Consider the following 13,213-nt stretch of genomic DNA (forward strand, 5'->3'; position numbering starts at 1 on the left):
CCGGTGCCGTACGCCGGTGCCCACACCGGCGCCGTCGCGGCACCGCCCGTACGGATCCGCCCAGGAGAGACCCCATGAGCATCCGCACCGTCCGCGACGTGTACGTCGTCGACGCCGTCCGCACCCCGATCGGCAAGTTCGGCGGGGCCCTCGCCGGGGTCCGGCCGGACGACCTGGCCGCCCATGTGGTCCGCGCGCTGGTGGCCCGTACGCCCGACCTCGACCCGGCCCGCATCGACGACGTCGTCTTCGGTGACGCCAACGGCGCGGGCGAGGACAACCGGGACGTGGCACGGATGGCGGTGCTCCTCGCCGGGCTGCCCGTCACCGTCCCCGGCGTGACCGTCAACCGCCTCTGCGGCTCCGGGCTCGAAGCCGTGATCCAGGCCGCCCGGGCCATCGCGCTCGGGGACGCCTCCGTCGCCATCGCGGGCGGGGTCGAGTCGATGAGCCGCGCCCCCTGGGTGGTGCAGAAGCCGGAGCGGGCCTTCCCCGCCGGGCACCAGCAGATGTGGTCCACCACCCTCGGCTGGCGGATGACGAACCCGCGCATGCCCGCGGAGTGGACGGGCTCGCTCGGTGAGGGCGCCGAGCTCATCGCCGAGAAGCACGGCATCACGCGCGAGGCGCAGGACCTCTTTGCCCTGGAGAGCCACCGCAAGGCCGCGACCGCGTGGGACTCCGGGCTCTACGCCACCGAGGTCGTGCCGTACCCGGGCGTGGACCTCGTACGGGACGAGTCGATCCGCGAGGGTTCCACGCCCGAGGCGCTCGCCCGGCTGAAGCCCGCCTTCCGGTCGGACGGCTCCGGCACGGTCACGGCCGCGAACGCCTCCCCGCTCAACGACGGCGCGGCCGCGCTGCTGCTGACCGACGAGGCGGGGCTGGCGGCCACCGGCAGGGAGCCGCTCGCCCGGATCAGCGCCTCCGCCGTCACCGGCATCGAGCCCCAGCTGTTCGGGCTGGGCCCGGTGGACGCCGTGGCGCAGGCGCTGGCCAAGGCGGGCCGCGGCCTGGCCGATCTCACGGTCCTGGAGCTGAACGAGGCTTTCGCCGCCCAGGCGTTGGGCTGCCTGGGGGCCTGGCCGGAGCTGGATCCGGCGGCGGTCAACCCGCGCGGCGGTGCCATCGCGATCGGCCACCCGCTCGGCGCCTCGGGCGCGCGGCTGGCGGGCTCGGTCGCCCACCAGCTCGCGGCGGCGGGCTCCGGAACGGGCATGGCGACGCTGTGCATCGGGGTCGGGCAGGGCATCGCGCTGGTGCTGGAGCGCTGAGCCGCACCGGTGACCGGGAGCGCGCCTCGGTGACGGGGAGCGCCCCGGGCAGCCGGGGGCGCCTCCGGCTGCCCGGCGGTGTCGATCGTTTCCGGTCACCCGCCGGGCCAACTGCCCAATAACTGAACAGAATTGGTGCCTCCGGTCTGGCACGATGGCGCGTGCTGCCGCCCCCCGCCCCGCCCCTCTCCCCACCGGAGGCCCCGCGCCATGCCGCTCCTCGACCCGACGCTCTGGCAGGACGGACCCACCCTGACCGGCGGCACCGCCCCGGTCGTCGAACCCGCGACCGGACGCACCCTCGCCACCCTCGACCTCGCCGCGCCCGCCGACGTCGCGGAGGCCGCCGTACGGGCCCGGGCCGCGCAGTCCGACTGGGCACGGGCCACCCACCTGGAGCGCTCGGCCGTACTGCGCCGCGCCGGGGACCTCTTCGCGGCGCACGCGGAGGAACTGCGCGACTGGCTGGTCCGGGAGTCGGGCTCGATACCCGGCAAGGCGGAGTTCGAGCTGCACGTCGCCGCGCAGGAGTGCTACGAGGCCGCCGCGCTGGCCTCGCGGCCGGCCGGGCAGGTGCTGCCGAGCGAGGCGCCCCGGCTCTCCTTCACCCGCCGGGTGCCGGCCGGGGTGGTCGGGGTCATCGCCCCGTTCAACGCGCCGCTTATCCTGTCCGTCCGCTCCGTCGCACCGGCGCTCGCGCTCGGCAACGCCGTGCTGCTCAAGCCGGACCGCCGCACCGCCGTCTGCGGCGGCCTCGCCCTCGCCGCGGTCTTCGCCGCCGCGGGTCTGCCGGCCGGGCTGCTGCACGTACTGCCCGGAGACGCCGCGACGGGGGCCGCGGTGGTCGAGGACCCCCGCGTCCGGGTGGTGTCGTTCACCGGCTCCACGGCGGCCGGCCGCGCGGTCGGGGAACTGGCGGGCCGTCATCTCAAGCGCGCGCACCTGGAGCTGGGCGGGAACTCCGCACTCGTCGTACTGCGGGACGCCGATGTCGAGGCCGCCGTCGCGCAGGCCTCCTGGGGCTCCTTCTTCCACCAGGGCCAGATCTGCATGACCGCCGGGCGGCACCTCGTACACGCCTCGCTGTACGACGACTACGTCGAGCGGCTCGCCGCGCGCGCCGAGGCGCTGGCGGTCGGGGACCCGTACCGCGAGCGGGTGCACCTCGGCCCGCTGATCGACGAGGGGCAGCTGGAGCGGGTCCACGGCCTGGTCGAGGCGAGCACCGCGCAGGGGGCCAAGCTCGTCGCGGGCGGCACCGGCCGGGGGCTGTTCTACCGGCCGACGGTGCTCGCGGGCGTGGGCGACGACACCCCCGCGTACGCGCAGGAGGTCTTCGGCCCGGTGGCGCCCGTACGGTCCTTCACGACGGAGGACGAGGCGGTCGCGCTGGCCTCCGCGGGCCCGTACGGGCTGTCCCTGGGCATCGTCACCCGCGACGCGGCGCACGGGCTGGAGCTCGCCGGACGCATCCCCACCGGGATCGCGCACGTGAACGACCAGACGGTGAACGACGAGGCGGTGGCCCCCTTCGGCGGGGTCGGCGCCTCGGGCACGGGCGCCCGGTTCGGCGGCGAGGCGAACCTGGACGCCTTCACCGAGCTCCGCTGGACCACGGTCCGCACGACACCGGCGGACCACCCGTTCTAGCTCCTGCCGCGCGTCCTGGCGATCCGCGCGCCGATGCCGCTCGGCGCCGTGTGGAATTCACGGGGCGGGTCGTTCGTTCAAGCAGGACAAGCACCAATCAGGAGGTCTGAACACCGTGGCAACAGTCGAGCTCACCAAGGAGAACTTCGACCAGACGGTCAGCGAGAACCCGTTCGTGCTGATCGACTTCTGGGCGGGCTGGTGCAGGCCCTGCCTGCAGTTCGCCCCGGTCTACGAGAAGGCCTCCGAGGCGCACCCGGACCTCCTGTTCGCCAAGGTGGACACCGAGGCGCAGCAGGAGCTGGCCGGGGCCTTCCAGATCACCTCGATCCCGACCCTGATGATCGTCCGGGACCAGGTGGCCATCTTCGCGCAGCCCGGCGCGCTGCCCGAGGCGGCGCTGACCGACCTCATCGCGCAGGCCCGCGCGCTCGACATGGACGAGATCCGCGCGAAGATCGCCGCGGACCAGGCCAAGGGCGAGGCCGCGGGCGAGTCCGGCACGCCGGAGGCCTGAGATTGCCACCAGGGCCCCCGGGCTGCGGTGACACTGGACCGCATGACTGAAGCGGTGGAGTACGACGTCGTGGTGCTGGGCGGGGGACCGGTCGGCGAGAACATCGCGGACCGCACCCGCGCGGCCGGGCTCAGCACGGCCCTGGTGGAGAGCGAACTCGTCGGCGGCGAGTGCTCGTACTGGGCCTGCGTCCCGAGCAAGGCGCTGCTGCGCCCCGTCCTGGCCCGGGCCGACGCGCGCCGGGTGCCCGGGCTGGCGGGGGCCGTCGGCGGCCCGCTGGACGCGGAGGCGGTGTTCGCGCACCGCGACTACTGGACCGGGAACTGGAAGGACGACGGCCAGATCGACTGGCTCGACTCCATCGGCGCGCACGTCTACCGGGGTCACGGGCGGCTCTACGGGGTCCGCAAGGTGGCCGTCACCAGCCCCGAGGGGGAGCACCACGTGCTCTCCGCCCGGCATGCGGTGGTCGTGGCGACCGGCACCCGGGCCGTGATCCCCGACCTTCCCGGAATCGCCGGTGCCCGGCCCTGGACGAGCCGTGAGGCCACCTCCTCCCGGGAGGTGCCCGGCCGGCTGCTGATCGTCGGGGGCTCGGTCGTGGCCGCCGAGATGGCCACCGCCTGGCAGGGGCTCGGCTCCCGGGTCACCGTGCTCGTACGGGGCTCACGGCTGCTGCCGAGGATGGAGCCGTTCGCCGGGGAACTGGTCGCCGAAGCACTGCGCGAGGCGGGCGCCGTGGTCCGTACGGGAGTCGCCGTCGAGGCGGTCGTCCGCGACGGGCCGACCGGGCCCGTCACGGTGGTGCTGGAGGGCGGCGAGTCCCTGGAGGGCGACGAACTGCTGATGGCGACCGGCCGCACGCCGAGGACCGAGGACATCGGCCTGGACACCGTCGGCCTGACCCCCGGTGACTGGATCGGCGTGGACGACAGCTGCCGGGTCCCCGGACACGACTGGCTGTACGCGGTCGGGGACGTCAACCATCGCGCACTGCTCACGCACCAGGGCAAGTACCAGGCCCGGATCGCGGGCGCCGCCATCGCCGCCCGCGCGGCCGGGACCGGACCGCTCGACACCGCCCCCTGGGGCGCGCACACGGCCACGGCCGATACGCGGGCCCTCCCGCAGGCGGTGTTCACCGACCCCGAGGCGGCGGCGGTCGGCCTCACCCTGGCCGAGGCCGAACGGGCCGGCCACCGGGTCCGCGCCGTCGACTACGACCTCGGCAAGGTCTCCGGTGCGGGGCTGTACGCCGACGGCTACCGGGGCCGGGCCCGGATGGTCGTCGACCTCGACCGGGAAGTCCTGCTGGGCGCCACCTTCGTGGGCCCGGGCGCTGCCGAACTCCTGCACGCGGCCACGATCGCGGTCGCCGGGGAGGTCCCGATCGACCGCCTGTGGCACGCGGTTCCGGCCTTCCCGACCATCAGCGAGATCTGGCTGCGACTGCTGGAGACGTACCGGGGGTAGCCACCGCCGGGGACGGATCGGGTTGTCGATCCCCCTACTTGATGCGGTCGAGGAAGCCGAGCGCCCGATGGCCGACCTGCGTCGCGGCCTGTTCGTCGTAGGACGGCAGGCTGCTGTCGGTGAACAGGTGCCTGCCGCCGGGGTAGAGGAACAGCTCGGCATCCGCCGCCGTCCCGACGAGCGCGCGGGCCGCATCCACATCGCCCTCCCCGGCGAAGAACGGATCGCCGTCCATGCCGTGGATCTGGACCGGGACGTCCTGGGGCCAGGCGCCGCCGAACTCCGAGACCCGCACGCATGCCTCCAGCAACAGCGCGCCCTTGGCGCCGGGGCGGGTCTGTGCCAGCTTCTGCGCAGGCAGGACGCCGAGCGAGAAGCCGACGTAGACGAGCTCCGCAGGCAGCCCCTCGGCGGCGGCGGTTCCCCGCGCGGTGATCGTGTCGAACCCGGCGTTCCCGGCGTAACCGATGCCTTCCTGCAAGCTGTCGAACACCCGCCCCTCATACAGGTCCGGGACGTGGACGGTATGTCCGGCCCGACGCAGCTGCTCGGCGAACTCGCGCACGCCGGCGGTCAGCCCGTGTCCATGGTGGAACACCAGCACCTCGGCCATGTCGCTCCCCTCCTGCTGCGGTACCCGGGCGGCGCCGCGGCACGAGTATGGCCCGCGGCACTGACATCCGCGGGCCCCGGTCGGACAGGATCAGGTCGCTGGACATCCGGCGGCGCCGAGTAGCATCCCGGGATGCCGACGACGATCGAGAAGCTGAGCCCCGAAGCCGGGCGGACCGACACCGCGGCCCTGCGCGGGTACGACCCGGACGCCCTCGCGCGCTGCGCGGCCGACGCCGCACAGCCGTGGTGGCGCCGCAAAGCCTGCGCGGAGGCGCTGGCCGGACGCGTGCCGGAGCAGCGCGCGGCCGAGCTGATCGCCTGCGTCCAGGACGCCGGTGGCTCGGGCGCGGTCCGCATCGCCCTGCTGGACCTCCTCGCGGACCGGCCGGAGCTGCTCCCCTGGCTTCGGCACGAGGACCGGCTCCAGGAGAGCGCGTACGGCATGTCCGAGGCGGTCCTCAAGGCCCGGGGCGCGCTGGGCGACCGTACGGCGGCGGCCGCCTTGGCGACGCTGGCCTTCAGCCCGTGGCGCCACCGGCGGGAGATCGGCGAGGCCGGGCTGGACGAACTGGCCGCCCGGTACGGGGCCCCGGCGCTGCTGGCCGAACTCGGCGGCGCCCGGCCCGAGGACCGTGCCTTCGGCGTCCGGATGCGGCACCGCGCCGGCGAGGACGTGACCGGCGCGCTCGCCGACCCCGACCGGGGCGTCGCGTACCGCGCCCAGATGCTCCTGACCGACCCCGAACGGCTGCGCGGCCACCTCGCCGAGGCGCCTACGGAGGAGGCGAAGCTGTGGGCCGCCTACGCGCTGTACCGGCTGACCGATGACGCCGCCGAGACCCGGAGGGTGTACGAGGCGCTGGGGCGGCCCCGCGTCGAGGTGGCCGGACTGGACGAGGAGCTGCGCGCGGCGATCGTCCACGAGTACGGGCAGTGGTGCGAGGAGCGGAGCGATCCGCGGTGGCGGATCGAGGCCCTGTGCACCGAGCCTCCCACCGGTTCCGACCCGGCCGAGCGGCTGCTGCGGGCCACGACCGCGCTCACCGCCGCCGGGCTCGCGCCGAAGCCGCCGGTCTCCTGCGGAGAGGCCCACCACCAGGGGGACGGTACGTACGACGTGATCGGCTACGGCGGGAGCGGCGGTGAGGTGCTCATCAGCACGCTCGGCCGGTTCGCCGCCGATCACGACGACGATCCGGCCGTCCGCCGCGCCCTCGAATCGGCCGGCTTCCGCTGGATCGACCAGGCCGTCGGCTCGATCCGGGTCACCGACCTCGGGGTGTACTACTTCGGCAGCCGCGACCCGTTGGACGTCCACACGCTGCTCTTCTACTGGCAGGACTAGCGGGACTGGCAGGACCAGCAGGACCAGGGCGTCCAGATCCGCGGCCGGGCGTCCTCGAACGCCCGGCCGCGGCCGGGCGGGGCCGGTACGGGCTGAGGGGGAACCCGGCCTGATCGACGAGAAACCCCTGGGTGGCCCGCGGCGGGGCCTGTTGAATGAGGGGACCGACTACAGAAGGAGCCACCGTCCGTGATCGTCATCGCCCACCTCAGCGACGTCCACCTCGACGGCGACGCGCGCGCCGCGGACCGCACCCGCACCGTCATGGAGTACCTGGAGGAACTGCCCTACGACCTGGACGCGGTACTGGTGAGCGGTGACATAGCCGATCACGGGACCTCCGCCGAGTACGAGGAGGCCCGCAAGGAGCTGGCCTCCCGTCACCCGCTCGTCGTCTGTCCCGGCAACCACGACGAGCGCGTGGCCTTCCGCCGCGACCTGCTCGGGGAGGCCGACGCGACGGCGGCCCCCGTCGACCAGGTGCTGCGCGGCGAGGGCTTCGTGCTGGCCGTCTGCGATTCCTCGGTCCCCGGCGAGCACCAGGGCTTCCTGGAGGAATCCACGCTCGTCTGGCTCGACCGCGTACTGACCGACACCCCGCCCGAGGTGCCCGTCCTGGTGGCCTTCCACCACCCGCCCGTCGCGCTGCACATCCCGTACGTCGACGGGATCCGGCAGTTCGGCGAGGAGCGGCTGGCGGCCCTGGCCGAGCGGCACCCGCACCTGAAGGCGTTCCTGTGCGGGCACGCGCACACCGCCGCCGCGACCACCTTCGCGGGGCGCCCGCTGCTCGTGGCGCCGGGAGTGGTGTCCACGACGCGGCTTCCGTGGGAGGCGCGGAGCGGGGACAACGAGTACGTCCACCTCGACGAACCGCCGGTCGTCGCCTTCCACGTGATCGGCGACGACGGACGGCTGACGACCCACTACAGGGTGGTCGTGGCCCGCCGGTAGCGGCTGCCGTCGCGGGTACGTTCGAGACGGCCCGAGGTGATCAGGTACCGCCGCAGTGCCGAGCAGTCCTCGTGCACCGTGCGCAGCGCCTCGTTCACCTCGGGCTCCGTGTAGTCCCGGTCCGCCGCGAACAGGGTCTCCGTGAGGTGCGCCAGCAACTGCTCGCGGCGGGCGGCCTTGCGCGGGATCGCGATGAGGCGGCCGCGGGAGAAGAGGTCGTGGACGCCCCGGGAGGTTCGAGGCGCGTCGGCTTGCGGATGCGGTGCGGTGCTCTGTGACATGCCCCGCAGCTTCCCCCGGTCCGCGGCCGCCGGGCAACGGAATTTTCCCGACGCCCACGCGCCTGTCCCCAACTTCCCTCACCGATAAGGAAAGTGACGGTCGCTCACATTACCCAGCGGTAGTCCCGCCAGTACCCTCCCCGTGACCGGTTCCTGCCCCCCACGGAGGAGCACGTATGCGACGCCCCACCGCCCGCCTGAGAACCGCCGTCGCCGCCGCAGTCCTGGCACTCGGCGCGGGGCCCCGCTGTACGACGCCCTGCGCGCCTCCCTCACCGTCGACGAGGCGCCCAACGCGGGCCACGGGCCCACCGGTTCGCATGCCGGATCGGCTTTCCAGTACGGCTGGTGGAGCTATGCCGACGAGGACCTGCGCATGGTGCTCGGGCGGCCGGTCGCCGATCCCCCGTCCCGGGTGTACTGCGGCGGGGGAGTGCTCTCCGCCTGCCGGGACGCGCTGCTCGCCACGCTGAAACAGGCGGCCGCCGCGACCCCCGCCGAGGTCTACCCGGCCGACGGGACCTGCGCGGCCGGCAACCAGTGGTGCGCGGACTCCATCGTGCAGCGGCCGGTGGGCGGGCTGAGCCACCCGCAGGTCAACTGGCAGAACCGGCCCACCTATCAGCAGGTGGTGGAGTTCCCGGCACACCGCTGAGCAGGAGCGCGAAAGGCCCGCCGGCCCCGGATCGCCCCGGGGCCGGCGGGCCCGTTCGTACCCGGCGGCCTCAGGGGCCGACGGTGATCTGCTGCGCCGGGTCGGTGGTGTCGGCGACCTTGTAGACGGCGTTGAAGAGCGAAGAGGTCGCGCTCGTCGGACAGCCGAAGCCACCGGTCACCGTGACCGGCACGCTCGCGTTCGTGAAGGTCAGGCTCGACGGGGCGCCGTTCACCCAGGTGCCGCCGACGTTCGCCGGGGCCGTGGGCGCCGCGGTGACGGTGCAGTTGGCCAGGCCGCTCGTCGTCACGACGAGTCCGCCGACCGGCACCTTCATGGTGGCGGTGATGGGTGAGCCGTTCTGCATCGACACCGTCCAGGCACCGCTGGTGGTGACCGTCGGGGTCACGCCCGGCATGCTGGACGTACAGGAGGAGTACGTCGGCGGCGAGATCGGCGAGGAGACCGCTCCAGCGGGGTTCTGGTTGCCGGGCGCGGCCGGGACCGTACCGGTGGAGACGGAGACCGTGCAGGTCACGGTGACCGACCCGGCCTTGAGGGTGGCCTTTCCGCTGAGGGTGGCCTTGAAGGCGTGCCCGGCCGGGGTGACGGTGGTCGATCCGGCCAGCGGTAAGGGCGCGGCGGTGGCGGTGGCCGAGGCCACCGTCAGGGCTGCGGCCGCGGCCATCCCGAGGGCGAGCGCGGTGCGCGTACGGCTCATGGCTGTGCTCCTTGGGGATCGTGGTGCGGGGTGGAGGCGCGGGTGGGGTCCGCGCCGGCGTCCGAGTCGGGGTCCGCGGGGTCCGCGCGGTTCGTCGCGGGGTCCGCCGCGGGGTTCGTTCCGGGCTCCGCGACGGGGGCGGCGGAGCCCCCGGAGCGCGGGTCGTCGTACGGCTGCCAGGCGAAGATCAGCCCGCCGCTGACGATGCCGAGCAGGGTGCCGATCAGGAACCCGCCGAGGTTCGACAGGACCAGCGCGGCGGTGGCGATGAGCGTGGTGAGGATCCCGGCGAGGGTGCGCTGCTGGGGCGAGAACCAGGCGGTGAGCCCGAGGACGACCATGACGATCCCCATCAGGACGGACGGGATGCCCGCCACCCCCTGCTGGAGCATGATCTTCAGTGGTGCCAGCGGCAGGACGCAGATCCACACCCCGGTGAGGATGGCGAAGAGCCCGCCCCAGAAGGGCCTGCTGCGCCGCCACCGCCGCCAGCGGCTCAGAAGCATTCCTTCTTCCCCTTGCTGATGTTCATGCTCAGCCCGGAGAGCTTGAAGGTGCCGGCGTTCGTGGCCCACGCCGTCTGCTGCAGACCGGTGATGCTGACCGTGTCCGCCTGCTGGGCGAACAGGTCCTGCATGCCGACCGCCTCCGCCGGCCCCTTGTCGAGGGTGGAGGCGTCGCGCCCGATCTCGATGTTGGAGAAGACCGCGTCACCGGAGAGCTGCGTGGCGTCGACGAAGAGGTTGCTGGCCTCGACGGGGGTCTTCTTGCCCGCGCTGAGGTTGAGCGAGATGTCCCCGATCATCGGGAGGGTGGTGACCACCGACTGGCAGAGGCTGTGCAGCTTGGCCTCCTTGATGGCGGTGACCGCCACCGGGATGAGCTCGTTGCGCGCATTGACGTCGACGCTGCCGTACTGGGCGAAGCCCTCGCCCTCCAGGCTCTCCGCCGACACCTTGAACTGCTGCCCGGAGACCGCGAAGGAGGCGGCGAGCGCTCCTTGGGCGAGGGCTATGCCGAGCCCCGCGGTCACGGCCATGGCGGGCACGGTCAGGAGGGCGAACTTGCGCCAGCGGACGCGGCCGTCGCCTCTTCGGGCGGCTCCGCTGCCGTCGCCCCCGGTGCCGGACGGTTCGGATAAGTTCGGGGAATCTGCCATGAGATCGTCCCTTATCTCAACTGTGCACCTTTGTTACCGACGAGTTGAATGTAAGAGTGCCAATGAAGGTTGGCAAGGTTGCTCGAGCGTACCTTTTCGGCCGACTCCTACTCGCCGGTTACTGCTCCGCGCGCAGCAGTTCCGCGACCTCCGCCGCCACCCGCCGCTCCATGGCGCGCGCGAACTCGGAGGCCACGACCTCGCCCGCCACGGGACGCAGCGCCGCCACCGCCTGCGAGACGTGATCCAGCTGGCTGGCCGAAAGATGCTCCAGCCCCTCCGGCCCGATCACATGCCGCCGGAACAGTCCGACGAACCGGTCCGCGATCGCGGCCGCCTGCCTCTGTACGAAGTCCCCCGCGTCCAGGATCTCCGCCAGCGGCACCCCCTGCCGCACCAGCGCCAGCGTCGCCTCCAGCAACCGCCCGCTCAGGTGCGTGACCCGGTCCCCGTCGATCCGTACGTAGCCCAGCTCGGCCGCCCGCCGGGTGTCCTCGGCGGTCGCCGTCGGCCCGAACAGCGTGCGCAGCTCGGCCAGCGTCATCGTGACCGGCTCCTCCTGCACCCAGTCGCGGGTCATCTCCCGCTCCAGACCCAGGAGTTGGGACAGCCCGCCGCCCCGCTCCCACGCGTCGAGCAGCTCGGCGATGCCGTTCACGGTGTAGCCGCGCCCCAGCAGGTCGCTGATCAGCCGCAGCCGGGCCAGGTGATCGTCGGAGTACCAGGCGACCCGGCCCTCGCGGCGGGGCGGGGGCAGCAGCCCGCGCTCCTGGTAGTAGCGCAGGTTGCGCACCTTCACGCCCGCCGCCCGGGCCACGTCCTCCCGGCGGTAGCGCCCGCCCGCGCTGCGGTCCTGTTCCCCCTGGCTGCTCACGCGGCAGAGTGTAGGACGTACCGGCAGGTCACATGGGCTCTGCGCGGTCTTGCGAGGGGGTCGGTTTCCGCTCGGTGCCGCTCAGTACCGCTCCATGCGCTTGACGGCCCGCAGCACCACGAACTTCGGCTCGCTCGCGACGACTTCGCTGTTGCCGAAGAGCCGCTTCAGGTGCGTGTGGTAGCCCATGTGCCGGTTCGCGACCACCCACAGCTCGCCGCCCGGCCGCAGGGCCTTGCGGGACTGCGCGAACATCCGCAGCGCCGTGGCGTCCGTCGTCGCCTGGTGGGAGTGGAAGGGCGGGTTGCACAGCACCAGGTCCACCGAGCCCGGGTCCAGCATGGCCACCCCGTCACCGACGAGGAAGTCGGCCCGCTCCCGCTCGTGCGTGACGTTGGCGCGGAACGTGGCCTTCGCCGAGGCGATCGCCTGGTACGACTCGTCCGTGAAGATGACCTCGGCCTTCGGGTCGGCGACGGCGACCGCCGTGCCGACGACGCCGTTGCCGCAGCCCAGGTCCACGACCCGGGCCCCGTCCGTGTTGGTCGGGATGCTCTGCAGGAAGAAGCGGGTGCCCACGTCGAGCCGGTCCGCGCAGAAGATCCCCGCGTGGTTGACCACGGTCAGCCCGGCGCCCGAGCCGCCGTCCTCGTCCACGACGTAGGTCAGCGGCCACGGCCCGGGGGTCACGGGGTGCGTGGCCCCGGGGGTGCCCGGCGTGCAGAAGATCAGCCGGGCCTTCTTCTCGGCGAGCGAGGTTTTCGTCGGCCCCAGGATCCGCTCGAACAGCCGCAGCGTGGAGGTGTGGATCTCCTTGACCATGCCCGTACCGACCACGACCGTGCCCGCGTGCACGTGCGGAGCGAGCCGGTGCAGCTGGTCCTCCAGCAGCGCCAGACTCTTCGGGACCCGGACGAGGAGCACGTCGATCCGCTCCGGCGGCGCGTCCTGCGTGGTCAGCAGCCGCACGGTGTCCTTGGCCGTGCCGATCCCGGCCCGGTCCAGGTTCGCCGCGGTCGCGGAGCGGGTCAGGGCCGAGTCGGTGATCTGCGTCGGGCGGAACGCGGCCAGCGCCGTCGTCAGCGCCCCCCAGCGGTCCCCGACCACGGTGATCTGCCGGCCGCCGCCGAGGTCCACCGGGCCGCGGTCCCCGGTCCCGGAGTCGAGGTGGCGCAGCAGGTACTCGTCGGCGGCGTCCCAGGCGCGGAGCCGGTCGCGCGGGTCCTGGGGGAAGCGGGTGAGCTCGTAGGAGCCGAAGGGCGTGGTCAGACGGTTCATATTGGACCCAGGCTAACCGAGACGGCCGCCCGGCCCCGCATGGGCGGGGCCGGGCGGCGCGCTACTCGGGGAACTCTCCCGCCATGGCGGCGGCGATCCGCAGGTACGCGGCCGCCTCGGCGGGCCGGCCCTGGCGCTCCAGCGTGCGGCCCAGCAGCAGCTGCGCGTAGTCCTCCACCGGCCAGCGCTCCAGGATCGCGCGCAGCTCCTGCTCGGCCGGGGAGAGCCGGGCCGAGTGGTAGTAGGCGCGCGCCAGCAGCAGCCGGGGCGCCAGCTGCTCGGGGGCCTCCGCCGTCAGGGGCTCCAGGATGCCGGCGGCCGTTCCGTACTCCTTCGCCTCGAAGAAGAGCTGGGCGCGCGCCCAGCGCTCGGCCGCCGTCCCGTGCCCGTAGTACTCCGCCGGCGCGTTCATCGCGT

14 protein-coding genes and 1 pseudogene are annotated in these 13,213 nt (G+C 73.5%); 7 read left to right on the plus strand and 8 right to left on the minus strand.

The window, feature by feature from the left end; genetic code table 11:
- Window positions 1–74 precede the first annotated feature (74 nt).
- The 4 genes from ACZ4TG_RS16955 (at window position 75) to ACZ4TG_RS16970 (ending at window position 4,914) form a co-directional block, all read left to right on the plus strand.
- The gene (locus ACZ4TG_RS16955) at window positions 75–1,274 is read left to right on the plus strand and encodes a thiolase family protein (protein WP_468163284.1); all 1,200 of its coding nucleotides are present in this window, start codon (window positions 75–77) and stop codon (window positions 1,272–1,274) included.
- A gap of 210 nt (window positions 1,275–1,484) precedes the next feature.
- Entirely contained in the window at window positions 1,485–2,924 is a 1,440-nt protein-coding gene (locus ACZ4TG_RS16960) for an aldehyde dehydrogenase family protein (RefSeq protein WP_468163286.1), read from the plus strand.
- Between the two features lie 115 nt (window positions 2,925–3,039).
- The gene (locus ACZ4TG_RS16965; protein ID WP_468163288.1) at window positions 3,040–3,441 is read left to right on the plus strand and encodes a thioredoxin family protein; all 402 of its coding nucleotides are present in this window, start codon (window positions 3,040–3,042) and stop codon (window positions 3,439–3,441) included.
- Window positions 3,442–3,483: 42 nt separating this feature from the next.
- Window positions 3,484–4,914: a dihydrolipoyl dehydrogenase family protein gene (locus ACZ4TG_RS16970; RefSeq protein ID WP_468163290.1), complete on the plus strand. Its 1,431-nt coding sequence runs from the start codon at window positions 3,484–3,486 to the stop codon at window positions 4,912–4,914.
- 34 nt (window positions 4,915–4,948) lie between these two features.
- Here the strand turns inward: ACZ4TG_RS16970 and ACZ4TG_RS16975 are convergent, their stop codons facing one another.
- On the minus strand, window positions 4,949–5,527 hold the full coding sequence (locus tag ACZ4TG_RS16975; protein ID WP_468163292.1) for a dienelactone hydrolase family protein: 579 nt from the start codon (window positions 5,525–5,527) through the stop codon (window positions 4,949–4,951).
- A gap of 132 nt (window positions 5,528–5,659) precedes the next feature.
- Between ACZ4TG_RS16975 and ACZ4TG_RS16980 the strand changes: the two genes are divergently transcribed.
- The gene (locus ACZ4TG_RS16980; protein WP_468163294.1) at window positions 5,660–6,874 is read left to right on the plus strand and encodes a hypothetical protein; all 1,215 of its coding nucleotides are present in this window, start codon (window positions 5,660–5,662) and stop codon (window positions 6,872–6,874) included.
- A 189-nt stretch (window positions 6,875–7,063) separates the two neighbouring features.
- On the plus strand, window positions 7,064–7,828 hold the full coding sequence (locus ACZ4TG_RS16985) for a metallophosphoesterase (protein WP_468163296.1): 765 nt from the start codon (window positions 7,064–7,066) through the stop codon (window positions 7,826–7,828).
- Here ACZ4TG_RS16985 and ACZ4TG_RS16990 read toward each other — a convergent pair.
- Window positions 7,801–8,109, minus strand: a complete 309-nt coding sequence (locus ACZ4TG_RS16990) for a DUF2087 domain-containing protein (RefSeq protein WP_468163299.1) — start codon at window positions 8,107–8,109, stop codon at window positions 7,801–7,803. The two genes, ACZ4TG_RS16985 and ACZ4TG_RS16990, sit on opposite strands and share 28 nt — an antisense overlap.
- Before the next feature lie 238 nt (window positions 8,110–8,347).
- Between ACZ4TG_RS16990 and ACZ4TG_RS16995 the strand changes: the two are divergent.
- Window positions 8,348–8,764, plus strand: a pseudogene (locus ACZ4TG_RS16995) (penicillin acylase family protein); the annotation flags it as partial.
- 70 nt (window positions 8,765–8,834) lie between these two features.
- Here the strand turns inward: ACZ4TG_RS16995 and ACZ4TG_RS17000 are convergent.
- The 6 genes from ACZ4TG_RS17000 to ACZ4TG_RS17025 all read right to left on the minus strand — a co-directional run bounded on the left by ACZ4TG_RS17000 (window position 8,835) and on the right by ACZ4TG_RS17025 (window position 13,208).
- Window positions 8,835–9,485, minus strand: coding sequence for a hypothetical protein (locus ACZ4TG_RS17000; RefSeq protein ID WP_468163301.1), 651 nt, complete (start codon window positions 9,483–9,485; stop codon window positions 8,835–8,837).
- Window positions 9,482–9,991: a DUF6114 domain-containing protein gene (locus tag ACZ4TG_RS17005; RefSeq protein ID WP_468163303.1), complete on the minus strand. Its 510-nt coding sequence runs from the start codon at window positions 9,989–9,991 to the stop codon at window positions 9,482–9,484. The genes ACZ4TG_RS17000 and ACZ4TG_RS17005 overlap by 4 nt, the downstream gene beginning before the upstream one ends.
- Complete coding sequence (locus ACZ4TG_RS17010) at window positions 9,982–10,524, minus strand: DUF6230 family protein (RefSeq protein WP_468163472.1); 543 nt, start codon at window positions 10,522–10,524, stop codon at window positions 9,982–9,984. The genes ACZ4TG_RS17005 and ACZ4TG_RS17010 overlap by 10 nt, the downstream gene beginning before the upstream one ends.
- Before the next feature lie 238 nt (window positions 10,525–10,762).
- Window positions 10,763–11,518 (minus strand): MerR family transcriptional regulator, encoded by a 756-nt coding sequence (locus ACZ4TG_RS17015; RefSeq protein ID WP_468163304.1) that lies wholly within the window; start codon window positions 11,516–11,518, stop codon window positions 10,763–10,765.
- Between the two features lie 81 nt (window positions 11,519–11,599).
- The gene (locus ACZ4TG_RS17020) at window positions 11,600–12,796 is read right to left on the minus strand and encodes a methyltransferase (protein WP_468163306.1); all 1,197 of its coding nucleotides are present in this window, start codon (window positions 12,794–12,796) and stop codon (window positions 11,600–11,602) included.
- A 61-nt stretch (window positions 12,797–12,857) separates the two neighbouring features.
- Entirely contained in the window at window positions 12,858–13,208 is a 351-nt protein-coding gene (locus tag ACZ4TG_RS17025) for a tetratricopeptide repeat protein (protein WP_468163308.1), read from the minus strand.
- Window positions 13,209–13,213 lie beyond the last annotated feature (5 nt).

Source organism: Streptomyces sp. NPDC028314, assembly GCF_055565795.1.

Coding starts and splice junctions, on each gene's coding strand:
- ACZ4TG_RS17010 (WP_468163472.1), bottom strand. CDS start 10,524: ATGGCCGTGACCGCGGGGCTCGGCATAGCCCTCGCCCAAGGAGCGCTC.
- ACZ4TG_RS17025 (WP_468163308.1), bottom strand. CDS start 13,208: ATGAACGCGCCGGCGGAGTACTACGGGCACGGGACGGCGGCCGAGCGC.
- ACZ4TG_RS17020 (WP_468163306.1), bottom strand. CDS start 12,796: ATGAACCGTCTGACCACGCCCTTCGGCTCCTACGAGCTCACCCGCTTC.
- ACZ4TG_RS17005 (WP_468163303.1), bottom strand. CDS start 9,991: ATGCTTCTGAGCCGCTGGCGGCGGTGGCGGCGCAGCAGGCCCTTCTGG.
- ACZ4TG_RS16975 (WP_468163292.1), bottom strand. CDS start 5,527: ATGGCCGAGGTGCTGGTGTTCCACCATGGACACGGGCTGACCGCCGGC.
- ACZ4TG_RS16960 (WP_468163286.1), top strand. CDS start 1,485: ATGCCGCTCCTCGACCCGACGCTCTGGCAGGACGGACCCACCCTGACC.
- ACZ4TG_RS16990 (WP_468163299.1), bottom strand. CDS start 8,109: ATGTCACAGAGCACCGCACCGCATCCGCAAGCCGACGCGCCTCGAACC.
- ACZ4TG_RS16955 (WP_468163284.1), top strand. CDS start 75: ATGAGCATCCGCACCGTCCGCGACGTGTACGTCGTCGACGCCGTCCGC.
- ACZ4TG_RS17000 (WP_468163301.1), bottom strand. CDS start 9,485: ATGAGCCGTACGCGCACCGCGCTCGCCCTCGGGATGGCCGCGGCCGCA.
- ACZ4TG_RS16970 (WP_468163290.1), top strand. CDS start 3,484: ATGACTGAAGCGGTGGAGTACGACGTCGTGGTGCTGGGCGGGGGACCG.
- ACZ4TG_RS16980 (WP_468163294.1), top strand. CDS start 5,660: ATGCCGACGACGATCGAGAAGCTGAGCCCCGAAGCCGGGCGGACCGAC.